Source organism: Polaribacter sp. (assembly GCF_965660385.1).
Taxonomy (GTDB): domain Bacteria; phylum Bacteroidota; class Bacteroidia; order Flavobacteriales; family Flavobacteriaceae; genus Polaribacter.
In genome coordinates this window covers 625-22,637 of record NZ_CBFHZT010000025.1, presented here as the reverse complement: position 1 = coordinate 22,637, position 22,013 = coordinate 625, and the positions used below count along the sequence as shown (strand labels likewise).

Sequence of the window (22,013 nt, the reverse complement as noted above, 5' to 3'; positions counted from 1 at the left end):
ATAAAATATAATTCCTAAAAAAAAAGGAATCTAAAAACTATTTATGAAACTACAAGTAGGCTTATTAGGTGGTGGTTCTTGGGGCACAACAGTAGCTTCTTTAACTGCAAAAAATACAGACACTATTATTTGGGCTAGAGATCAAAATACGGTGGATGAGATTAATGAACATCATACAAATCAAAAATATTTACCAGATGCTAAACTTACCAAAAACCTTGTAGCATCGAACTCCATAAAAGAAACTGTAGAGAATGCAGACGTTATTGTTTTAGGGGTTCCGTCTCAAAATATGCGTCAAGTTTTAGAGGAAGCAAAACCACATATTAGACCTTGGGTACCGATTATCAATTTGGCAAAAGGACTTGAATTGACCACAAAAATGCGGATGACAGAAATTATTAAAGAAATTATGCCTGGTCATCCAGCAGGAGTTTTAACAGGACCTAATTTGGCAAAAGAAATCCATTTTGGAAGTGCTGCAGCTGCTGTTATTGCTATGGTTGATAAAACTATTGCCTCTAAATTACAAACCATATTTAGTTCTGGGTTATTTAGAGTTTACACAAATACCGATGTTGTTGGTTGTGAATTAGGTGGCGCCTTAAAGAACATAATAGCAATTGCAACAGGAATGAGTGATGGTACAAATGCAGGAGATAATACGCGTGCAGCAATCATAACAAGAGGCTTGGCAGAACTTACTCGATTAGGAACAGCCATGGGAGGCAAGCAAAGAACCTTTTATGGACTAGCAGGAATGGGTGATTTGGTTGCGACTTGCTCTTCTTCAAAAAGTAGAAACTACCATGTTGGTTTTCAATTAGGTAGAGGCAAAAGCTTAAATCAAATTATTAATGAAATGAGTGAAGTTGCAGAAGGGGTAAAAACGGTAAAAGCGGTAATGGAATTGGCTAAAGAATATAAAGTTGATATGCCTATTTCTAAAGAAATTTACAAGATTTTATATAAAGGTAATACCGTAAATGATGCCTTTAAAGGTTTATTAAAATATGAAGTAGGCTCTGAAAAAGAACCAGGTTAAAAGTAAAAAAAATGATAAAAAAACAAGACCAAAACGCTTCTTTTATGGTGCGTTTTAATCAGCAAATTTTTGAAGAACATGGTGACGCTAAAATACAATGGCGTGGAAAAATTACACACGTTCAAGATGGAGATGAAAAACGGTTTTCAGATTTTAATGATGCATTAACGTTTATGCAAAATAAATTAGCGGAATTAACTGAGCAAGCCACCAAACATGAACCCTCAGAAAAACAAGAAAGTATTTTAGACAAAAGTTTATCGATGTGGAAAACCATTAAAGATGTTGGGCCAAAGGTAATTCGTGAAACCATCAAAGATCCTAAAAAGCAATTTTCGCACTTACAAGATGAAATTCAAGATAAAATCACAGTAATTGGTGGTGAAATTTACGAAAAAGCCCAAGTTGATGAGTGGAGAAACGCTTCACGATCTGATTTGAATAAAATTCAAAATCAGATAGAAAGTCTAGCTTACCAAATCCAAAAACTGACGACTAAAGTTGATAATATCAATAAAACATAAGGTTTCACAGCCCAAAACTTTTCAGGTTTTAAAAACCTGAAAGGTATAACTAAATTGAAAACGCTACTTTATTTATGTTAAGCCTACTCCAACAATTAAAAGAACTTGATAATTTCCAAAAAAATGCAATTATTCGCATAGAAACTCTTGGGAATTTTTGCGCTTGGAGACATCAACAAAAAATAGACCATAAAGAATGGGGACGTGATAAAACCGTTCAACTTTTGCAATATCTAATTTCTTACAGACAAAGAAACGCGCTTCATAAAGAAAAAATTATGGATCATCTTTGGGAAGATTGGAACGATCGTGACTTTAAAGTGGCTTTACATGGAATTAACAAAGTGTTAGAGCCTAACAGACCTTCAAGAACTGACTCTATTTACATTATTAGACAAGGCGTAAGTTATCAAATCGATTTGGATAAAGTTTGGATTGATGTAGAAGCCTTAGAAAAATACATCATTATTGGCAATAAAAGTTTTGGTAAGGATAACAAAATTGCAAAACGAGCTTACCAAAATGCTATTGATTTGTACAAGGGGTCTTATTTACCCAACAGAATTTATGAAGATTGGGCATCCGAAGAAAGAGAAAAATCGCAACTCTTAATTTTAAGTGCTTACATTACATTAGCAGAAATTTTGATTGATGAAAACCCTTTAGAAAGTATTCGGTTAGCACAAAACGTATTGAATATAGATAAAGCTTGGGAAGATGCTTACAGAATACAAATGCAAGCATACATTAAAAAAGGCAACAGACCACAAGCAATTAAAACTTATATGAAATGTGAAGTTGTGTTAGAAGAAGAATATGGCATTTCTCCTTTGCCAGAGACTAAAAAATTATTGAAAGAAATTGAGTCAATTCAATAAAAAAAATGACAATACTTCCACAAATTATTACAGATTATTCTAAAAAAATTACTTCAAAATAAGAATAAAACTTTCAAATTGTTGTAAATAAAAAATATTGTCAATTTCTCAAAACATAATTGGCAACTCGTTTGTAACTCCCATAAACTAAATTTGTATCAAATTAAAAAATTACTAAGATAAACTTAGATATTTTTAACACAAACTAGACTGTAACTCATCTGTAACTAAGAGACTTTATATTTGTAATGTCAAAAATAAAAAAGAAATAAATCATGGCAACAAAAAAAAACAAGAATCAAGATAAATTAGGTAAAGCAAAAGCAATCGTTAAAAAAATAAATGGCGATTTAATTGAAGCTTCTTTCAACGCTATAGAAACCACTGTCAAAACCGGTGAAAAATGGCAAAAATTAACAGCAAAATTGGTCAAAAAAGCAGAACCACTAACCAAAAAACAAATTAATATGGTTGTGGAAACTGCAGAATCTATCAAAGGTCAGTTAGATAATAGTACTGAGCGCCTAAAAACATTAGTTGGGTATGATCCAAAAATGTTTGAAGATGCAAAAAAGATGGTTAAAAAAAATCCTTTGGTAGAAAAAGCCGAGGAAATGAAAGATAAAGTAGAAAAAGAAGTTGCTAAGAATAAATTGGTGAAGAAAGCCGAAAAAATGTCGGATAAACTAAAGAAAAATATTGCTGACACTATTGATGAAGTTAAAGAAAAAATTGAAGACTATACTGAAGATGCTTTAAACACAGTCAACGAAAAATTAGAAAAAAGCAAACCTACTAAGTCAAAAAAAACCTCCAAGAAAAAAGTAGTTAAAAAAGAGATCGCTGTAGAAGAAATAATCGTTGTAGAAAAAGTTGATGAGATAAACGATTTAAAAGTAATTAAAGGTATAGGCCCTGTTTTAGAAAAATCTTTAAACGAATTAAATGTAACTGCCTACAGCCAAATTGCAAAGATGACCATTAAGAACATGACAAAATTATTAACAGATGCAGGCATTAATGCTAAAATATACGATTTATCTGGTTGGAAAGCTCAAGCTAAACTAGCGCTAAAAGGCGATATGGAAGCTGTTAAAAATTGGGAAAGAAAATAATAAGAATCGTTGATTAAAATGACATCATTTTTTGAAATAAAATTGAATTTACAATATTAAAAAGTAAAGTTATGACAACTAAAAAAAACAGAAAAACAGATTTCAGCAAAAAGGTTGAAAAAGCAATGAAAGATGTAAAAGTAAAGGCTACAAAAGTAAATGATTATGCGCTAAATACTACAGAAGAAGTAGTAACTGATACTATAGAAATTGCCAATCAGTGGCAAAAAGTTACTGAAAAAGCATTAAAAGGTGGTGTTCAATTGTTAGAAAATCAGCAAAATATTATGTTTGATGCCTTAGAAACATACAAAAATCACTTTGTAAAAGGTAGAAAAAGATTTCGTGAAATTTTTGCTTAAAACCTTTACATAAAAATTAAAAAACCAAGTTAAATTTTAACTTGGTTTTTTGTTTTATAAAACTCTTTTTGTCTTTAAACAATAAAAGGTTTCGTATTTTTGCTATATATATTTTTTTATGACAAAAAAGAAAAAAATCTCTAAATTAGATATCCTTACGTTGTACATGGATTTGGTTGTAGAAACTAAAATGAGACCAGATGATGTAGATAGTTTTTGTGAAGATGTACAGTTAGATACTGACGTTTTCTACGAACATTTTAAATCGTTAAAAAAAGTAGAAAAAACTATTTTTAACGAACTATTTAACAACTCTTTAGAAGTTTTAAATGAAAGTGAAGAGTTTCTTTCTTTTGATGGCAAAAACAAACTCATCAGTTTATACTTTACTTTTTTTGAAAATTTAAACTTAAATAGAACGTATGTAGAAGTTGTTTTAAAAGGATGTAAAAATCAATTAAAATCACACAAAACATTTTCTACATTAAAGAAAAGTTTTATTCAATTTGTAGATAATTTAGGTTTAAACGAAAGTATTTTACCTATAGACGGTTTAGAAAAATTTCAATCAAATCTTATTAGCCAATCTGCTTGGATTCAGTTGTTAATTACCATTAAATTTTGGTTAGAAGACACCTCAGAATCCTTTGAAAAAACAGATATTTTTATCGAGAAATCAATCAATACTAGCTTCGAATTAATAGAAAACAAATTCCTGAAAAATATTTTTGACCTAGGGAAATTTGTATACAAAGAAAAATTCCAAAAAAAAGCGGATTAAACTTATGAAAAAAGCCAGTAAAATTCCGATTACAAAAATTCAAAGAGCCTCTAAACTCGTAAAAACAGGTGCAAAAGTTGGTGTAAATTACTTAAAATATTATGGTAATAAAATCACTGAATCTGAGCAAGAAGCAAGAGAAAAACTGAATAAAGAAAATGCAGAAGACATTTATGACAGTTTAAAGGATATGAAAGGAAGTCCTTTAAAAGTAGCACAAATGTTAAGCATGGAAAAAAGTATTTTACCAAGAGCTTATGTAGAAAAATTTTCTTTAGCTCAATTTTCAGTACCTCCACTCTCTGAAGCTTTAGTATTAAAAACATTCAAGAAAAGCTTTGGTAAATTTCCATCTGAGATTTACGATAAGTTTAATGTACAAGCTTATAATGCAGCAAGTATTGGGCAAGTTCATAAAGCCGAAAAAGATGGTAAAAAATTAGCGGTTAAAATTCAATATCCAGGCGTTTCAGACAGTATTAAATCAGATTTAGCCATGTTAAAACCATTCGTTATTAGAATGTTTAACATGAAAGGCAAAACGTCTGACGAATATTTCTTTGAAGTACAAGACAAATTATTAGAAGAAACAGATTATATCTTAGAGGTTCAACAAAGTAAAGAAATCGTAAATGCTTGTAAAAATATTAATCATCTTACTTTCCCTAATTATTATTCGGATTTATCGTCGAAACAAATCATAACAATGGATTGGATGGATGGTATTCATTTATCTGAATTTACGAATAAAAATACCAACCAAAAAATGGCGAACCAAATTGGGCAAGCCTTATGGGATTTTTATATGTTTCAAATACATATATTAAAAAAAGTACATGCAGACCCACATCCTGGAAACTTTTTGGTATCTGATAAAGGAGAATTAATAGCCTTAGATTTTGGCTGTATGAAAACCATACCTTTAGACTTTTACAATCCATATTTTGTGCTAGCCAGAAAAGAAACTTTGGTTGATGAAGCTCTTTTTGTAGAAAAAATGTTTGATTTAGACATTTTAAGAAAAGAAGATCCTAAAGAAGAATTTGAGTTTTTTAAAGCTATGTTTCACGAAATGTTATCCATTTTTACGCAACCTTTTCACGTAGAAGAATTTGATTTTTCTGATGCTGAATTTTTCGGTAAAATTTCAGAATTTGGAGAGCGATATTCAAAAAATGTAGAATTGCGTTCTTACAATGCAAGCAGAGGCTCAAAGCACTTTATTTACATGAATAGAACCTTTTTTGGGTTATATAATTTAATGTTCGATTTAAAAGCGCAAGGTATTAAAATCACTAATTTTATGAATTTGTAAAATCTTTACTACTTTCGTAAAGTAAAAAAGATCAAATCAATCAAAAGTTATGCTAATTATAGGAATTGCAGGTGGTACTGGAAGTGGAAAAACTACAGTTGTCAATCAAATTGTAAAACAATTACCTACTGATGAAGTTTGTGTCATTTCACAAGACTCATATTACAAAGCTACCGACAATTTATCTTACGAAGAACGCACAAAAATCAATTTCGACCACCCAAGAGCTATTGATTTTGAGTTGTTAATTAAACATTTAAAAGAACTTAAAAAAGGAAAAACAATACATCAGCCAATCTATTCTTTTGTAACGCATAATAGAACGAAAGATAGCTTAAAAACTCATCCACGAAAAGTGGTTATTGTAGAAGGTATTTTAATTTTTAATAATGAAGAATTAAGAGATTTATTTGATATCAAAATTTTTGTACATGCTGAAACTGATGAACGTTTAATTAGACGATTAAAAAGAGATGTAGCAGAAAGAGGTAGAGATGTAAATGAAGTATTAACTCGTTATCAAACCACATTAAAACCTATGCATCAACAGTTTATAGAACCCACTAAAAATTTTGCTGATATAATTATACCTAATGACAGGCACAATACTGTAGCCATAGATATTGTAAGAAGTGTAATAAACGAACGATTGTAAACAATCTCTGAATGAGCTTTTTTAAAGATTTAAAAAATAATTTTATATTTAAATTAATTACGAATGTTTTTGTAATTATTTTAATTCCCTTTATTGTATGGATGCTTTTTTTTGATGAAAACTCGTATCTAGTACATCGTAAATTTGACAAAGAAATTGAAGATTTAGAAAGTACCATTTCATTCTACAAATCTAAAATTGAAAAAGATAAAGAAACCATTAAAAAACTCGAAGATTCTTTAGAGTTAGAGCGTTTTGCAAGAGAAAAATATTTAATGAAAAAAGAAAACGAAGACATTTATATTATTGAATTTGATACCATAAAATAATGAATAATTTTCTATTTGATGAGTTTGATGCAGTTTCACCAGCAGCTTGGAAACAAAAAATTCAAGTAGATTTAAAAGGTGCAGATTACAATGAAACCTTACTTTGGAAAACTGATGAAGGTATAACTGTAAAACCTTTTTACACCAAGGAGGATAGAAAAAACATACCAATTCCAACCTCCAAATCCAGCTTCAATATTTGTCAAATTATATTTATCGATGATGAAAAAATAGCGAATTCACTAGCCCTTAATGCTTTACAAAGAGGCGCAAATACCATAAAATTTAAAGCCTCAAAACCATTTAACCCAAAATCACTTCTTAAAGGATTTCCAGGGAAAACTCTTTTGTATTTTCAGCTTAGCTTTTTAGATGTAGCTTTTCAAATTGAATTAGCTGAGTTTTGTGATTCAGAAAACACCTACATTCAAACAGACATTATTGGCAATTTAGCAGAAAATGGCAATTGGTTTAGCAACTTAAAAGAAGACCATAATCAATTAGAAAAAATTGTAAAAAACTCAAACAACTGTATTGCTGTTACTGCAGATTTATATCAGAATGCAGGAGCAAATTGCACACAACAACTGGCCTATACTTTAGCACATGCCAATGAATATTTAAATCACTTTGGTAAAGAAGTGGCTTCTAAAATTTCATTTAATTTTGCTGTTGGTAGCAATTACTTTTTTGAAATTGCAAAATTAAGAGCCTTTCGAATTTTATGGGAATCATTATTAAGTGAGTATGAAGTTGAACATAAAGAAGCTCATATTTTTACCCAACCTAGTTTACGCAACAAAACATTGTATGATTACAATGTAAATATGCTGCGAACAACATCAGAATGTATGAGTGCTATTTTAGGTGGTTCAAATACAATTTCTAATGTTTCTTATGATGAAATTTATCATAAATCAAATGAATTTGGAGAACGAATTGCTCGAAATCAATTGTTAATTTTACGAGATGAAAGTTACTTAGAAGGAGCTCAAAACTTTGCTGATGGCGCTTATTATATTGAAGCTATTACAAATCAATTGGCAGAAAATGCACTAAGCATTTTTAAACAAATTGAAAAAAGTGGAGGATTTTTACATCAACTGAAAAAAGGAGTCATCCAAAGAAAAATAAAAGAATCTGCTGCAAAAGAAGAAGAAAAATTTAATTTGAATGAAATTGTTTTATTAGGTACAAATTTACAAGTAAATGCAGCCGATAAAATGAAACAAAACCTTGAATTATATCCTTTTGTAAAACAAAGAAATATTAAAACATTAATCACTCCAATTGTTAGAAAACGACTTTCTGAAACAGTTGAAAAAACACGTTTAGACAATGAGTAGAAAAGATGTTTCCAAGATAAAAATAGCTAATAGCCAAAATCTAACCGCCAACAGCTTTAACCACGAAGATTTCATAGCTGGAATTGCCCCAAATTTAAGAGGCCCATATGCTACAATGTATGTTCGTAGACCTTGGACCATAAGACAATATGCAGGCTTTTCTACTGCAGAAGAAAGTAATGCTTTTTATAGAAGAAATTTAGAAGCAGGTCAAAAAGGGTTATCTGTAGCTTTTGATTTAGCTACACACAGAGGTTATGATTCCGATCATGAACGTGTACAAGGTGATGTTGGTAAAGCTGGTGTTGCCATAGATTCTGTAGAAGACATGAAGGTGTTGTTCAATCAAATTCCTTTGGATAAAATGTCGGTCTCAATGACCATGAATGGGGCTGTTTTACCCATTTTAGCATTTTATATTGTTGCTGCAGAAGACCAAGGAGTCACTCCAAATTTATTATCTGGAACCATACAAAATGATATTTTAAAGGAGTTTATGGTACGTAATACGTACATTTATCCTCCTGCTCCATCCATGAAAATTATTTCAGATATTTTTGAGTATGCCAGTAAAAATATGCCGAAATTCAATTCGATTTCTATTTCTGGATATCACATGCAAGAAGCTGGAGCCACAGCAGAAATTGAATTGGCATACACATTAGCAGATGGTTTAGAATACATCAAAAAAGGCTTAGAAGCAGGTATGGATATTGATGCTTTTGCTCCAAGATTATCCTTTTTTTGGGCAATTGGTATGAATCATTTTACAGAAATTGCAAAGTTAAGAGCAGCAAGAATGTTATGGGCAAAAATTGTAAAACAATTCAATCCAAAAAACCCAAAATCTTTAGCATTAAGAACACATTGTCAAACTAGTGGTTGGTCTTTAACAGAGCAAGATCCTTTTAACAATGTAGCTAGAACAACTATAGAAGCTATGGCTGCTGCATTTGGTGGTACACAAAGTTTACACACCAATGCTTTAGATGAAGCTATTGCTTTACCTACCGATTTTTCTGCAAGAATTGCAAGAAACACACAGATTTACCTGCAAGAAGAAACTCAGGTTACCAAAACTGTAGACCCCTGGGCTGGAAGTTATCACGTTGAACAATTGACAGAAAGTATTGCCAACAAAGCTTGGGAACTCATTCAGGAAGTGGAAGATTTAGGAGGTATGACCAAAGCCATTGAAAAGGGAATTCCGAAGTTAAGAATTGAAGAAGCTGCTGCTAAAAAGCAAGCAAAAATTGATAGTGGTCAAGATGTAATTGTTGGTGTAAACAAATACAAATTAAAACAAGAAGATCCTTTGCATATCTTAGAGGTAGATAATGAAGCTGTTCGTAATTCACAGATTCAAAGATTACATGATTTAAAGATTAAAAGAAATCAGAAAGAAGTTGAAAAATGTTTGCTACATTTAACCAATGCTGCAAAATCTGGTAAAGAAAATTTATTAGACTTGGCTGTTAAAGCTGCAAGAAATAGAGCTACTTTAGGTGAAATTTCTGATGCTTTAGAAACAATTTTTGGCAGACATAAAGCTGTAACTAAAACCATTTCTGGGGTGTATAGTAAAGAAATTAAAGACGATAAATTATTTAAAAAAGCAACTGAATTAGCTGATAAATTTGCAGCATTAGAAGGTAGAAGGCCAAGAATTATGATTGCCAAATTAGGGCAAGATGGTCATGATAGAGGTGCAAAAGTAGTGGCTACAGGATATGCAGATTTAGGTTTTGATGTAGATATTGGTCCATTGTTTCAAACACCACAAGAAGCTACCAAACAAGCTGTTGAGAATGATGTACATATTTTAGGAATTTCTTCGTTAGCTGCTGGTCATAAAACCTTAGTACCTCAAGTAATTGCTGAACTTAAAAAATACGGTCGAGAAGATATTATGGTTATTGTAGGTGGTGTAATACCTGCACAAGATTATCAATATTTATTTGATGCTGGTGCTGTTGGTGTTTTTGGTCCAGGTACAAGAATTGCACAAGCTGCTATTGATTTGATTACCATTTTGATTGATAGTGTTGTAGAGTAGTTTAAAACAATCTTCCTAATTTATTATTAAGAGGAAAGGTTAAATCAATAAACTCAAAGTTTAAATTGCTTGACTTTCTTAAGGGCTCAATCATTTTCCTCAGAGACTTCCTATCCTTTGTGATATAAGCATCAATTTTTCGATTCTGTAGCTATTTACTAAATTTAATGTTAATACCACCAAATGTAACATAAACAAAAACCTTAGCGAATCTATAAAAAATTATGTCCTTAAAGATAAAAACGAGTCGCTACATTTTTCAGTATATTTGAGTAAACAACTCAACAATGAAAAACTCTACTTTAAAAAAGTATAATAGGCAATAGCTCTTAAAAAAATCAATATATGAAAAAAGTAACGTATTATTTATTAATGAGTTTAGGTGCTTTAGCCATAATTGCTGGTATTTACCAAATGTTTAGTGGAAAAAATCTAAGTATTTATTATTACAGTATTTTAATTGGTATAGTACTAATGGGTACCACTTACTTTAACCATCATGAAAAAAATAAAAAATAATTCTTTAAATGATTTGATGTAAAGTGAAAAGTATCATTTTTATACGACAAAAAACCACATTATATTTAATTTAAAATATTTTCAGAATTAGATACATTTTCTTGTGGTATTTCATTAAAAAACTCAGCTGCCTCTGTATCTGCAACAGAACCATAAGAGGCTAAAAATGTGCCTTTAATTTCATTTCCTATTTTGATGATGTATAAAATTGACATATCAGCAGGGTTGCTCATCCCCTCAAATCTATGTTCAGCAACAATATGAATTTCCTTTGGTGAATATTCAAGCTTACTGATTACATCTATTAATGTATTATTTTCAATTCTAAAGTTATCTACATAACCTTTGGCTTGATATTTTTTTATCAATTCTAAAACATTTGGTGTATTTCTCATAATTTTTAATTTCCTTATAAAATAAAAAAAACTGGTTAAAGAAACAAATACTATACATAAAAATGATGCCTAAAGATTTTAAAAACTAATGAAATGCATTAACTTTTATTGTAATAAGGTTAATGAACATTGAGTAAAATAAGCATCTTTACATAAAAACCAACAATTATGAATATTTTAGGAAACCTTATAAAAGGAGTCATTAATGTAGCTGACTCACTTTCAACAGAAACAAACCATATTGAAGCACAACAAAAAGTTTTAAAAAAGCTTTTAGAAACCGCAAAAGAAACTCAATTTGGTAAAAAGTATCATTTTAAAAACATTTTACTAAAAGACAATTTTCATCAGTTTTTTGCCAAAGAAGTTCCCTATTTTGATTATCATAAAATCAATAAAAAATGGTGGAGTAAATTACATCAAGGAGAAACCAATGTAACTTGGCCAGGTTCACCTTCTTATTTTGCATTAAGTTCTGGAACCACAGGTAAAACAAGCAAAAAAATTCCTGTAACAGACGCTATGATTGATGCTATTAAAAGCTCTGGAACTAAACAAATTTTGTCTTTAAATAATTTTGATTTACCAGCAGATTTTTTTGAAAAAGAAATTATGATGTTGGGAAGCTCAACAGATTTGCAAGAAAACAACAACCATTTAGAGGGAGAAATTAGCGGAATTAGCGCTAGCAATATTCCTTTTTGGTTTAAAGGTTATTATAAACCTGGCGAAAATATCGCCAAAATTGACGATTGGGACGAACGTGTTTTGCATATTGCTAAAAATGCAAAAAATTGGGATATTGGTGCTTTAAGCGGAATTCCTGCTTGGATAGAATTGATGCTTAAAGAAGTCATAAAATACCACAATTTAAACAATATCCATGAAATTTGGCCAAACTTAAAAGTATATACTTCTGGTGGTGTTGCTTTTGGGCCTTATGAAAAAAGTTTTAAAGCACTTTTGGGAAAACCAGTTACAGTTATTGATACCTACCTGGCTTCTGAAGGTTACATAGCAACACAAATAAGACCAGAAACGGATGCCATGCAATTAAATACAGATAATGGAATTTATTTTGAATTTGTACCTATGCATCCAGATTATATAAAACCTGATGGTTCTTTAAAGAAAAACGCACCTTCAATTTCCATAAAAGATGTTGAGCCAGAGAAAGATTATATTTTAATTATCAGTACAGTTTCTGGAGCTTGGCGTTACTTAATTGGTGATACCATAAAATTCACCAACGTTGAAAAAGCAGAAATAAAAATTACTGGAAGAACCAAATTCTTTTTAAATACTGTGGGCTCACAATTATCAGTTAATAAAATGGATGATGCTATCAAACATTTAGAAGAAAAATTCTCTACCAAAATCTCTGAATACACCATTTGTGCAAAACGATTTGATGATGGCGAGTTTTATCATTCTTGGTACTTGGGTACAGATGTAAACGCCAATGAAACTGAAGTGGCACAAGCCTTAGATGATTCACTAAAGAAAGCCAATAAAAATTACAAAGTTGCAAGAAGTAAGGCTTTAAAGGGAGTAAAAGTAAAGATTATTCCTGTAGAGAAGTTTTATGATTGGAATGATCAAAACAAGAAAAAAGGAGGGCAAGTAAAAATGGAACGTGTTATGAAAGAAAAGAAATTTAAAAAGTGGGAAGCTTTTGTAAATTAATTTCAAGGTTTTTATAACAACAAATTTTAGCAAACAAACAAATAATTACATTATTATAGCACATAAAATGCAAGTTATAAAGTTATATTGAAGTAATATTAATTTAAAAAAATCTAATAATGAACACTTTAAGAGACTTATTTAAACATGAAATACACGATTTATATTCAGCTGAAAAACAATTAACAAATGCTTTTCCAAATATGATAAATGCCACAACAGATGATACTTTAAAAATCTTCCTAAAAAAATATTCAGAAAAAATTTCTGATCATTATGAAATGATTCAATCTATTTGTGATGAACTAAATTCTAACCCAAGAAACACAAAATGTCAAGCTATGGAAGGCTTAATTAACGAATGCGAAGGAATGTTAAGTCATGATGCAAATAAAGAAGTTATGGATGCCGCAATTATTGCTAGAGTTCAAAGAATAATGCATTACGAAATTTCTGGTTATGGCACAGCAGTTCGGTTTGCAAAAGAAATTGGCGAAAATGCTGCTGCAGAAAAGCTACAAGAAATTTTAAATTATAAATATGTTGTAGATAAAAGTTTAGGGCAAATGGCAGAAAAAAGAATTAATGAAGAAGCTTTAGCCTAGTATTTACAAAAGTAATTCTAAAACCGATTCTACAGCTGAATCGGTTTTTTTGTTGAAAAGAATTATAAATAATGTCAATTTCATGCGTTTAATTTATTAATTTGAATTTTTGTTTTTGACGAATCACTACTAAATTAAAACAATAAATACCAACAACTTATGTCATTTGAACGCACTTTAGAGAAACTTAAAATTTTAGCAGATGCTGCTAAATACGATGTTTCTTGTTCGTCAAGTGGCAGTAAGCGAAACAACAAAAATAAAGGTTTAGGAAATGCATCAGCAATGGGCATTTGCCATTCCTATACAGAAGATGGTAGATGTGTTTCACTATTAAAGATTTTATTAACCAATCATTGTATTTTCGATTGTGCCTATTGTGTTACCAGAAAAAGTAACGATGTTAAAAGAGCAGCCTTTCAAGTGCAAGAAGTAGTTGATTTAACCATCAATTTTTATCGTAGAAATTATATTGAAGGCTTATTTTTAAGCTCTGGTATTTTTAAAAATGCAGATTTTACTATGGAACGTTTGGTCGCTGTTGCCAAAAAATTACGTGTGGAAGAGAATTTTAATGGTTACATCCATTTAAAATCCATTCCAGGAGCTTCAGATGAATTGATGCGCGAAGCTGGTTTGTATGCTGATCGATTAAGTGTAAACATAGAAATCCCCACTAAATCTGGACTGCAATTATTAGCGCCAGATAAAAATTTTGAAGATTTTATCAAACCTATGGATAAGGTCAAAAATGAAATTATACAATATAAAGCCGAAAAGAAAATTATAAAAAGTACTCCAAAATATGCACCTGCAGGTCAAAGCACGCAAATGATAGTGGGTGCAAGTGGCGAAAATGATTTTCAAATTCTAAAAACTGCAGAACATTATTACAAAAACTTTCATTTAAAAAGAGTCTATTACTCTGGTTATGTACCCATTTCTTTTGATGATAGATTACCAAAAATTGGTAGTGAAGTACCCATGTTACGTGAAAACAGATTGTATCAATCAGATTGGTTAACACGATTTTATGGTTTTCAAACTAATGAAATTGTGAACTTAAATCATCAAAATTTAGATTTAGATATCGATCCAAAGTTGAGTTGGGCTTTACGCAATTTACATGAGTTTCCAATAGATGTAAACAAAGCCAGCAAACGAATGTTAGCAAGAATTCCTGGTGTAGGCATGAAATCTGTGGGCAAAATCTTAATGGCTAGAAAATACAGAAGATTAAATTGGGATCACCTTAAAAAAATAGGGATTGCATTCAACAGAGCACAATATTTTATAGTTTGTGATAGTCCATTATTTGAAAGAAGAGATTTAACAGCGACTCAATTAAAAGGACTAATTTTACAAAACTCAAAAAGCAAATACGAGAAAATATTAAGTCCGCAATTAAATTTGTTTGAATAATAAAGTGCAAAATACCTTTCCGGTTTTTAAAACCTAAAAGGTCTGAAAAGAATAAAATGCAAGAAAAAACACTAATCTACGATGGTACTTTTGAAGGATTCTTATCCTGTGTTTTTTTTGTTTTTGAATACAAAGTCAAAAACGCAACTATTCAAAATGAATTTGTAAAACAAAGCGGATTATTTTCTGAAAATGAAAAAATTATTACAGATTTTATAAAGGCAGACAGAGTTTGGAAAGGCATAAAAAGTAAAACTTCTACACGTACCTCTGCCAAAATATATTACGCTTTCTTAAGTGAACAAGAAAGTGTGGAAAATATGTTATTAAATTACATTCAATATATTTTTAAACACCAAAAAAGAGTAGATACTGATTTTACGCATCCAAGTATTTTAAAAGTAACACAAATTGCCAAAAATGTGAGTAGAGAAAAACACAGAATGGAAGCTTTTGTACGTTTTAAATTAACAAAAGACAACATTTACTTTGCTAATATTGCGCCTGATTTTAATGTACTGCCTTTAATTGCAAAACATTTTAAAAGTAGGTATGCAGATCAAAAATGGGTAATTTTCGACATCAAAAGAAATTACGGATTATTTTATGATTTACAGACTCTAGAGTTCGTTAACATGAGTTTTCCTAGTAATTTCGATTTTACAAAAACCGATACAAATTATTTTACTGATGAAGAGTTGAAATTTCAAAAACTTTGGAAAGATTACTTTGAAAGCACTAACATTAAAGAACGAAAAAATATGAAATTACATATCAACCATATTCCCAAACGATATTGGAAATATTTAAGCGAAAAACAACCGAATTTATAGTAAAGCTTCTTTCATCTTATCGCGCTCTTTAACCAAAAACATTATTTCTTCAGGAGATAAATAATAACGCTTCATTCTATTTTTATAAACTTCAGAAATATCTGCATGGTTTAATATAAAGTTTTTTGTTTTTAAAATATAATCTTCCATATTATGTTCAATTGCAAAACGATCTGCAACTCTCTCTGCTTCTACAATATGATTTTCTGAAAATAAGTATTTAATTCCGAACCAAATTAAATTCCATCTATTTCGATTTTGATAATCCATAATATGCCCCAACTCATGACCAATCCAACCAATAAAAATATCATTAGGAATGTCTAAAGTTGAGAATTTTTTATCCGATATTTTAAATTTATCACTTATTAATATTAAAAATTTCCGTTCTTTTTTAGGTTTAAAAAAGCTATCAAAAGTAGGTCTTGCCTGCATTGTAGATTTTTTAATGTTTTTCTTGATTTTAAATTCTATATGAACATCGTTCAACTCTGGATAATGAGCCAATGCGAATTCAACTCTATATTTTATAGGTTTGGGTATAATGTGTTTCTTTTGCATATATTTTGTGTAATTTTTAACTATTCTTAATACAGAAATATAATGGAAACCATCCTTAAATTTGTGCTTTTATACTTAAATTTGTTGCTCTTTTAAAAGTACTTTTTTTGATGAAAAATTTTCTTAATTTTCTATATTCTACGCGCTTAATGGCTGTTTTGTTTTTTCTATTTGCAATTGCAATGGGCGTTGCTACCTTTATAGAAAACGACTTTGGTACCCAAACCTCTAAAGCGCTTGTGTATAATTCTTGGTGGTTTGAAACTATTATGATTTTCTTTATTATCAATTTTTTTGGTAATATTTTTAGATACAAATTATTGAGAAAAGAAAAATGGCCTGTGCTTATGTTTCACTTGGCATTTTTATTTATCATTATTGGGGCTGGAGTTACTAGATACATTGGTTATGAAGGCATTATGTTAATTGATGAAGGTGAAACAACCAATACCTTTTTATCTGAAACTACTTATGTAAATGTTATTGTTGATAATAATGAAGTACAAAAAACAAAGCACGAACCAATTTTATTGAGTGCTTGGGGTGCTAATTCATGGAGTTTTTCAGATGATTTTAAAGGAAAAAATTATGAGGTTAATTTAGTTGATTATATTCCTTGGGCAGAAGAGAAATTTACTGAAAGTGATACTGGAGATGAATATTTATTTCTTGTGGAATCTTCAAGTGGAAACAGACATGAACATCTTATAAAATCTGGTACAGTTCAAAATATTCATAATATTTTAGTGGGGTATAATAATGCTGATAACAATGCGTCTATCAACATTTTTAAAAGAAATGATTCTTTAAAAATTAGCACAAAATCTGATGGTATGTATCAGGTTATGGCAACTATGAACAAAGGAACCATAAAAAAAGATAGTGTTCAAGATTTTAAGTTAAGAGCCTTGTATAATGTTGCTGGTTTGCCTTTTGTTGTGCCTCAATATCCATCAAAAGGAAAAATGGAAGTAATTCGTGGCCCAAAAGATGACAAAAAATTAGATGTAATTGTTTTGGATGTTAAAACAGAAAACGAAACCAAAAGAGTTTCACTTTCGGGAGGTAAATTTAATAACGATAATGCAAAAGAATTTTCTGTTGATGGGTTAAATTTTAGAATGTGGTATGGTGCCAAAATTTTAAAAGCGCCTTTTAGTATTAAATTAAATGATTTTCAATTAGAGAAATATCCAGGTTCAGAGAGCGCAGCTTCTTATGCTAGTGAAGTTACTGTAATTGATAAAGATGAAAAATTTGATTATCGTATTTTTATGAATCATATTTTAGACCATAAAGGATATAAATTTTTCCAGTCTAGTTACGATTTATCTGGCGAAAGAGAACAAACGCATTTGTCTGTAAACCATGATTGGTGGGGAACTTTTATTACTTATTTAGGATACTCACTTTTATACACAGGTATGATTACGATTTTCTTTGCAAAATATACACGTTTTGATAGTTTAAAAAATTCACTAAAAAAGATTCGTGAAAAGAAAAAAACGCTATCAATGATAACGTTATTACTTGCAAGTAGTTTTCTTTTTGCTCAAGAACATGATCACGACCATAGTGATCCTAATCATACTCATGAACCTGCACAAACAACAAATACTGCAGCACCACACCCAGCTTTACCTGTTACAAGAGTTGGTAATCAACAGATAGATTCTATACTAAAAGCAAATTTAGTTGCAGCTGAGCACGCAGAAAGTTTTAGTAAATTAATTATTCAAGATGCTGGAGGTAGAATGAAACCAGCACATACCTTTGCATCAGAATTAGTGCGTAAAGTTGCACAAACAGAAAATTTTAATGATATGAAACCTAGCCAGGTTTTACTATCAATTATAGAAAACCCAAGACTTTGGTATGAAGTACCAATGATTTATTTAGAAAAAGGAAATCTAGAAATTAGAAATCAATTAGGTGTTGCTGATACCATTAAATATGCACGTTTATCCGATTTTTTTACTGCTCGTGGAGAATACAGAATTAAAAAACAAATTGAAGAAGCACAGAAAAAAAAGATTCAAAATAAATTTGAGCAAGATATTATAAAAATAGATAGACGATTAGGCTTGCTTTACAATGCAATTGGAGGTGGTATTTTAAAAATTTACCCAATACCAAATGATGAAAATAACAAATGGGTTTCACAGCCTGAAACCACAACCACAAAAGGTTTTAGAGATCAGGATACCGTTTTTGTACAAAAATCGCTGCCACTTTATGTGCAGTTGTTACAAACTGCCAAAAAAACAGGAGATTACTCTAAAGCAAATCAGGTTTTAGACGGTATTAAAAAATATCAAAAGAAATTTGGTGCAGCAGTTTATCCATCTGACAAAAAAATCGAGGTAGAGATTGCCTACAACAAATTTAGTGTTTTTAAGAAATTGGTTCGTTATTATGGTTTAGCCAGTTTATTTTTATTAGTTTTTGTAATTTCTCAAATATTTAGTGATAAGAAATGGCTAAATATAGCCGTGAAATTTGCCATTGCCATAGTTGTTGCTTTATTTGTTTTACACACAGCTGGTTTAATTGCAAGATGGTATATTAGTGGAAATGCTCCTTGGAGTAACGCCTACGAATCTATAATTTATGTAGCCTGGACAACCATGTTATTTGGATTGTATTTAGGTAAAAAATCTGCATTAACCATCACAGCTACTACTTTTGTAGCTTCAATTATTTTATTTGTAGCCAACATGAATTGGCTTGATCCTGAAATTGCTAATTTACAACCAGTATTAAATTCTTGGTGGTTATTGGTACATGTTTCTATTATTGTGGCCAGTTATGGGCCTTTAACTTTAGGTATGATTTTAGGAGTATTCTCTCTCTTTTTAATTTTATTTACCAACAAGAACAATAAAAAGAAAATGGATCTTAATATTAAAGAAATTACCATAATTAATGAAATGGCAGTTACTGTTGGTTTAGTAATGTTAACCATTGGAAACTTTTTAGGTGGTATGTGGGCTAACGAAAGCTGGGGAAGATATTGGGGTTGGGATCCTAAAGAAACTTGGGCATTAATTTCTATTATGATTTATGCTTTTGTACTTCATATGCGTTTGATTCCTGGTTTACGAGGAAAATACACCTTTAACTTATGGACCATTATTGCATACGCCTCTATTATGATGACCTATTTTGGAGTTAACTTTTATTTGGCTGGTTTACATTCATATGCTAGTGGAGATCGCGTAATTACACCATCTTCGGTATATTATTCTATTGGTTTTGTTGCAGTTTTAGGAACATTATCTTGGTTTAAATACAAGAAATACTATAAAAAATAAAAGTATTGGTATAAGGATTTAAAAACCATGTAGGTATTTATACAAAGAAAATGTATTTTTGCGCATCAATAAAAAAATAGAACAATGTTCAATAAAAATATAAAATTAATTTTAGCAGGTTTATTAACAGTTTGGGCAATTTATGAATTTAGTCAAGTAAATATTATGAATGGTATTTCCATTATATTATTAGCTGGTATTTTTGTGTTATTGTATTTTAAAAATGAATTTATTTTATTAGCTTTTCTTCAATTACGTAAACAAAACTTTCCTGCTGCTCAAAAATGGTTGGGTTATATTAAAAACCCTGAAGCTGCTTTGATAACAAAGCAACAAGGATATTATAATTATTTACACGGAATTATGTTGAGCCAAACCAATATAACTCAAGCTGAAAAATTTCTACGCAAAGCGGTTCGTTTAGGCTTATCTATGGATCATGATTTGGCAATGGCCAAATTACAATTAGCAGGTATTGCAATGACAAAAAGACGCAAGCGTGAAGCTACTAATTTAATGGCAGAAGCTAAAAAATTAGATAAACACGGAATGTTAAAAGAACAAATGCAAATGATGAAACAACAGATGAAAAAAATCTAAGTTTTACTCTTTTCTCTTAAATTTTATAAATTTTAAAAATCCGCTTAATGCGGATTTTTTTTGTTAATGCTTTATCTTATTCTTTTTTTAAATTTAAATACTCAACAAATGAAAAAAATTATTTTAATGCTACTTTTTATTTTAATGAGTTGTTCTATAAAAACAGATTTTTTTATAGTTAATAACAGCACTAAAATGATTACTATTGAATATGAATTTAAAGAAATAGCTAATTATGGTGGGTTTATTTCTAACCCAGAAATAATGGAACTCAATTGGTTATCGAAACTAAAAAAAGTTCAAAATTCAGAACTGAGTATAGATTTGAATAAAAAATTTGTAATTTGTAGTTTACAAAGTGGACAATTTATTAAAATAGGTTGGATTGGAAATTATAGTCCTAAATCTGAATATAAAAGAAACTTATTATCTGAAAACCTTAAAAAATTAAAAATAACTACAAATGGAAACCATATTAAAGTAATTACCCAAAAAGATAGTATTGCTAAATTATTTAAGCGTGTGAATTCTAAACGATATGAAATTAAAATAGTTGAATAAAATCTTAGTTTCTAAAAACCAAAATCTTACAACCAATACTGCAATTACTTTAAGCGAGTTAATGTTAAATCTTCATTGTACTGTACAATAAATAAGCCTTTATTTTCTGAAATATATGCACTATTTCTATAATCGAATTTAGTTTCGATACGTCTTGAAACTCCTGCATCTAAAGTAGATTTTAAATCATTTCCGGATGCTAATCTCATTAAAATATCATAAGTAATATCAAAACCTTTAATAGCATAAAAAGATGGCAATGCGTTATTTTTTTCTTGATATTGTTTACTAAATAATTGTGCGTTCTGGGAGTTTTCATCAATAAACTCATCGCTTACATAAGTAAAGCCAATTTTAGCCAATTTGGTATTGTCAATTTTATCATAAACACGCCCTTTATCGAAGGTAAATACTTTTGCAGTAGTTTCTTCAGGCAAACTAATCATACTGTTAATAACATCATTTACAATAAGTAAATCATCAGTTGTAATAATTACCCAATTTTTTTCATTAGGTTTTAATAATTCTAAAAACCGAGTCTTGGCAATATAACCTTCTTCTGGCTGTAAAATATGAACGCTAGCAGTTGTATTAATGGTTAAATTAGATTGCATAGACTTACTGGTTTCAATTGCATTTGCATCATTATCACTAACAATTATAATATTGCCCTTTTGAAGTATATTTTGATTTACAATTGAATCTGTAAAAAGGGTATCAATTCTGTTAAACTTGTTAATAATATACCTTTCTAACTCTTCTCTGAATACTTTTTTCTCTGGTGATGTTTTTATGATATTAGATGCTGTAAAATTAGCTTGATCACTAGAATATACAGGATAAACTACAGGAATACTTACTTGAGATGCTAAAGTGGTCACTTCTTCTGAATACAAAGGACCAATGACTACATCATTATCATTCAAATTATTTTGAGCAATAATATTATTAATTTCATTTGATCTTCTATCACCAGTATCAAAAGCAGAAAACTGTATTTTTGCGCCTTGATTTCTCAAAGAATCTACAGCCATTTCTGCCCCTAAATAAAAATCGGTAGCAATATTTACCAAAGTTGAGTTATTTGCAAAAATTTCTTTTAGCAAAAGTG

The 22,013-nt window shown here is 29.9% G+C and carries 21 protein-coding genes and 1 pseudogene; 19 read left to right on the top strand and 3 right to left on the bottom strand.

Annotation, left to right across the window (positions count from 1 at the left end):
- Positions 1-43: 43 nt before the first annotated feature.
- From ACTG3V_RS09240 to ACTG3V_RS09185, 12 genes are all read left to right on the top strand, one after another.
- Positions 44-1,045, top strand: coding sequence for an NAD(P)H-dependent glycerol-3-phosphate dehydrogenase (locus tag ACTG3V_RS09240; RefSeq protein WP_439131878.1), 1,002 nt, complete (start codon positions 44-46; stop codon positions 1,043-1,045).
- Positions 1,046-1,056: 11 nt separating this feature from the next.
- Positions 1,057-1,569: a hypothetical protein gene (locus tag ACTG3V_RS09235; protein ID WP_439131877.1), complete on the top strand. Its 513-nt coding sequence runs from the start codon at positions 1,057-1,059 to the stop codon at positions 1,567-1,569.
- Between the two features lie 74 nt (positions 1,570-1,643).
- A complete protein-coding gene (locus tag ACTG3V_RS09230) occupies positions 1,644-2,447 on the top strand; it encodes a bacterial transcriptional activator domain-containing protein (RefSeq protein WP_439131876.1) in 804 nt (267 codons plus the stop codon).
- A 275-nt stretch (positions 2,448-2,722) separates the two neighbouring features.
- Positions 2,723-3,562 carry a hypothetical protein gene (locus ACTG3V_RS09225; RefSeq protein ID WP_439131875.1) on the top strand — a complete coding sequence of 280 codons (840 nt, stop codon included), beginning with the start codon at positions 2,723-2,725 and terminating at the stop codon, positions 3,560-3,562.
- A gap of 71 nt (positions 3,563-3,633) precedes the next feature.
- The gene (locus ACTG3V_RS09220; RefSeq protein WP_439131874.1) at positions 3,634-3,924 is read left to right on the top strand and encodes a hypothetical protein; all 291 of its coding nucleotides are present in this window, start codon (positions 3,634-3,636) and stop codon (positions 3,922-3,924) included.
- A gap of 118 nt (positions 3,925-4,042) precedes the next feature.
- Positions 4,043-4,705 carry a TetR family transcriptional regulator C-terminal domain-containing protein gene (locus ACTG3V_RS09215; RefSeq protein WP_439131873.1) on the top strand — a complete coding sequence of 221 codons (663 nt, stop codon included), beginning with the start codon at positions 4,043-4,045 and terminating at the stop codon, positions 4,703-4,705.
- Between the two features lie 4 nt (positions 4,706-4,709).
- Positions 4,710-6,020, top strand: a complete 1,311-nt coding sequence (locus ACTG3V_RS09210; protein ID WP_439131872.1) for an ABC1 kinase family protein — start codon at positions 4,710-4,712, stop codon at positions 6,018-6,020.
- A 49-nt stretch (positions 6,021-6,069) separates the two neighbouring features.
- Positions 6,070-6,675, top strand: coding sequence for a uridine kinase (gene udk / locus ACTG3V_RS09205; protein WP_439131871.1), 606 nt, complete (start codon positions 6,070-6,072; stop codon positions 6,673-6,675).
- 11 nt (positions 6,676-6,686) lie between these two features.
- Positions 6,687-7,004, top strand: coding sequence for an FtsB family cell division protein (locus ACTG3V_RS09200; protein ID WP_439131870.1), 318 nt, complete (start codon positions 6,687-6,689; stop codon positions 7,002-7,004).
- Positions 7,004-8,350, top strand: coding sequence for a methylmalonyl-CoA mutase subunit beta (locus tag ACTG3V_RS09195; RefSeq protein WP_439131869.1), 1,347 nt, complete (start codon positions 7,004-7,006; stop codon positions 8,348-8,350). The genes ACTG3V_RS09200 and ACTG3V_RS09195 overlap by 1 nt, the downstream gene beginning before the upstream one ends.
- Positions 8,343-10,406 carry a methylmalonyl-CoA mutase gene (gene scpA, locus ACTG3V_RS09190; protein WP_439131868.1) on the top strand — a complete coding sequence of 688 codons (2,064 nt, stop codon included), beginning with the start codon at positions 8,343-8,345 and terminating at the stop codon, positions 10,404-10,406. Before ACTG3V_RS09195 ends, scpA begins: the two co-directional genes overlap by 8 nt.
- Positions 10,407-10,751: 345 nt before the next feature.
- On the top strand, positions 10,752-10,925 hold the full coding sequence (locus tag ACTG3V_RS09185; protein WP_439131867.1) for a hypothetical protein: 174 nt from the start codon (positions 10,752-10,754) through the stop codon (positions 10,923-10,925).
- 65 nt (positions 10,926-10,990) lie between these two features.
- Here the strand turns inward: ACTG3V_RS09185 and ACTG3V_RS09180 are convergent, their stop codons facing one another.
- The gene (locus ACTG3V_RS09180) at positions 10,991-11,320 is read right to left on the bottom strand and encodes a hypothetical protein (protein ID WP_439131866.1); all 330 of its coding nucleotides are present in this window, start codon (positions 11,318-11,320) and stop codon (positions 10,991-10,993) included.
- Positions 11,321-11,488: 168 nt separating this feature from the next.
- Between ACTG3V_RS09180 and ACTG3V_RS09175 the strand changes: the two genes are divergently transcribed.
- The 4 genes from ACTG3V_RS09175 (at position 11,489) to ACTG3V_RS09160 (ending at position 15,866) form a co-directional block, all read left to right on the top strand.
- A complete protein-coding gene (locus tag ACTG3V_RS09175; RefSeq protein WP_439131865.1) occupies positions 11,489-13,006 on the top strand; it encodes a GH3 family domain-containing protein in 1,518 nt (505 codons plus the stop codon).
- Between the two features lie 119 nt (positions 13,007-13,125).
- The gene (locus tag ACTG3V_RS09170; RefSeq protein ID WP_439131864.1) at positions 13,126-13,611 is read left to right on the top strand and encodes a DUF892 family protein; all 486 of its coding nucleotides are present in this window, start codon (positions 13,126-13,128) and stop codon (positions 13,609-13,611) included.
- A gap of 159 nt (positions 13,612-13,770) precedes the next feature.
- Positions 13,771-15,033, top strand: a complete 1,263-nt coding sequence (locus tag ACTG3V_RS09165) for a putative DNA modification/repair radical SAM protein (protein WP_439131863.1) — start codon at positions 13,771-13,773, stop codon at positions 15,031-15,033.
- 56 nt (positions 15,034-15,089) lie between these two features.
- Positions 15,090-15,866, top strand: a complete 777-nt coding sequence (locus tag ACTG3V_RS09160) for a TIGR03915 family putative DNA repair protein (protein WP_439131862.1) — start codon at positions 15,090-15,092, stop codon at positions 15,864-15,866.
- On the opposite strand, the gene ACTG3V_RS09155 is transcribed toward ACTG3V_RS09160, so the two are convergent.
- On the bottom strand, positions 15,861-16,427 hold the full coding sequence (locus ACTG3V_RS09155; RefSeq protein WP_439131861.1) for a hypothetical protein: 567 nt from the start codon (positions 16,425-16,427) through the stop codon (positions 15,861-15,863). The genes ACTG3V_RS09160 and ACTG3V_RS09155 overlap by 6 nt on opposite strands.
- A 110-nt stretch (positions 16,428-16,537) precedes the next feature.
- Here ACTG3V_RS09155 and ccsA point away from each other — a divergent pair, with 110 nt between their 5' ends.
- The 3 genes from ccsA (at position 16,538) to ACTG3V_RS09140 (ending at position 20,902) form a co-directional block, all read left to right on the top strand.
- Positions 16,538-19,741, top strand: a complete 3,204-nt coding sequence (gene ccsA, locus ACTG3V_RS09150; RefSeq protein WP_439131860.1) for a cytochrome c biogenesis protein CcsA — start codon at positions 16,538-16,540, stop codon at positions 19,739-19,741.
- 84 nt (positions 19,742-19,825) lie between these two features.
- The gene (locus ACTG3V_RS09145) at positions 19,826-20,341 is read left to right on the top strand and encodes a DUF2892 domain-containing protein (RefSeq protein WP_439131859.1); all 516 of its coding nucleotides are present in this window, start codon (positions 19,826-19,828) and stop codon (positions 20,339-20,341) included.
- Between the two features lie 108 nt (positions 20,342-20,449).
- A complete protein-coding gene (locus tag ACTG3V_RS09140) occupies positions 20,450-20,902 on the top strand; it encodes a hypothetical protein (RefSeq protein WP_439131858.1) in 453 nt (150 codons plus the stop codon).
- 44 nt (positions 20,903-20,946) lie between these two features.
- On the opposite strand, the pseudogene ACTG3V_RS09135 reads toward ACTG3V_RS09140, so the two are convergent.
- Positions 20,947-22,013, bottom strand: a pseudogene (locus ACTG3V_RS09135) (LysM peptidoglycan-binding domain-containing protein); the annotation flags it as partial.

What these genes read in the sequence shown, in the direction of transcription:
- ACTG3V_RS09240 (WP_439131878.1), top strand. Translation starts at nt 44, where the DNA reads ATGAAACTACAAGTAGGCTTATTAGGTGGTGGTTCTTGGGGCACAACA.
- ACTG3V_RS09235 (WP_439131877.1), top strand. Translation starts at nt 1,057, where the DNA reads ATGATAAAAAAACAAGACCAAAACGCTTCTTTTATGGTGCGTTTTAAT.
- ACTG3V_RS09230 (WP_439131876.1), top strand. Translation starts at nt 1,644, where the DNA reads ATGTTAAGCCTACTCCAACAATTAAAAGAACTTGATAATTTCCAAAAA.
- ACTG3V_RS09225 (WP_439131875.1), top strand. Translation starts at nt 2,723, where the DNA reads ATGGCAACAAAAAAAAACAAGAATCAAGATAAATTAGGTAAAGCAAAA.
- ACTG3V_RS09220 (WP_439131874.1), top strand. Translation starts at nt 3,634, where the DNA reads ATGACAACTAAAAAAAACAGAAAAACAGATTTCAGCAAAAAGGTTGAA.
- ACTG3V_RS09215 (WP_439131873.1), top strand. Translation starts at nt 4,043, where the DNA reads ATGACAAAAAAGAAAAAAATCTCTAAATTAGATATCCTTACGTTGTAC.
- ACTG3V_RS09210 (WP_439131872.1), top strand. Translation starts at nt 4,710, where the DNA reads ATGAAAAAAGCCAGTAAAATTCCGATTACAAAAATTCAAAGAGCCTCT.
- udk (WP_439131871.1), top strand. Translation starts at nt 6,070, where the DNA reads ATGCTAATTATAGGAATTGCAGGTGGTACTGGAAGTGGAAAAACTACA.
- ACTG3V_RS09200 (WP_439131870.1), top strand. Translation starts at nt 6,687, where the DNA reads ATGAGCTTTTTTAAAGATTTAAAAAATAATTTTATATTTAAATTAATT.
- ACTG3V_RS09195 (WP_439131869.1), top strand. Translation starts at nt 7,004, where the DNA reads ATGAATAATTTTCTATTTGATGAGTTTGATGCAGTTTCACCAGCAGCT.
- scpA (WP_439131868.1), top strand. Translation starts at nt 8,343, where the DNA reads ATGAGTAGAAAAGATGTTTCCAAGATAAAAATAGCTAATAGCCAAAAT.
- ACTG3V_RS09185 (WP_439131867.1), top strand. Translation starts at nt 10,752, where the DNA reads ATGAAAAAAGTAACGTATTATTTATTAATGAGTTTAGGTGCTTTAGCC.
- ACTG3V_RS09180 (WP_439131866.1), bottom strand. Translation starts at nt 11,320, where the DNA reads ATGAGAAATACACCAAATGTTTTAGAATTGATAAAAAAATATCAAGCC.
- ACTG3V_RS09175 (WP_439131865.1), top strand. Translation starts at nt 11,489, where the DNA reads ATGAATATTTTAGGAAACCTTATAAAAGGAGTCATTAATGTAGCTGAC.
- ACTG3V_RS09170 (WP_439131864.1), top strand. Translation starts at nt 13,126, where the DNA reads ATGAACACTTTAAGAGACTTATTTAAACATGAAATACACGATTTATAT.
- ACTG3V_RS09165 (WP_439131863.1), top strand. Translation starts at nt 13,771, where the DNA reads ATGTCATTTGAACGCACTTTAGAGAAACTTAAAATTTTAGCAGATGCT.
- ACTG3V_RS09160 (WP_439131862.1), top strand. Translation starts at nt 15,090, where the DNA reads ATGCAAGAAAAAACACTAATCTACGATGGTACTTTTGAAGGATTCTTA.
- ACTG3V_RS09155 (WP_439131861.1), bottom strand. Translation starts at nt 16,427, where the DNA reads ATGCAAAAGAAACACATTATACCCAAACCTATAAAATATAGAGTTGAA.
- ccsA (WP_439131860.1), top strand. Translation starts at nt 16,538, where the DNA reads ATGAAAAATTTTCTTAATTTTCTATATTCTACGCGCTTAATGGCTGTT.
- ACTG3V_RS09145 (WP_439131859.1), top strand. Translation starts at nt 19,826, where the DNA reads ATGTTCAATAAAAATATAAAATTAATTTTAGCAGGTTTATTAACAGTT.
- ACTG3V_RS09140 (WP_439131858.1), top strand. Translation starts at nt 20,450, where the DNA reads ATGAAAAAAATTATTTTAATGCTACTTTTTATTTTAATGAGTTGTTCT.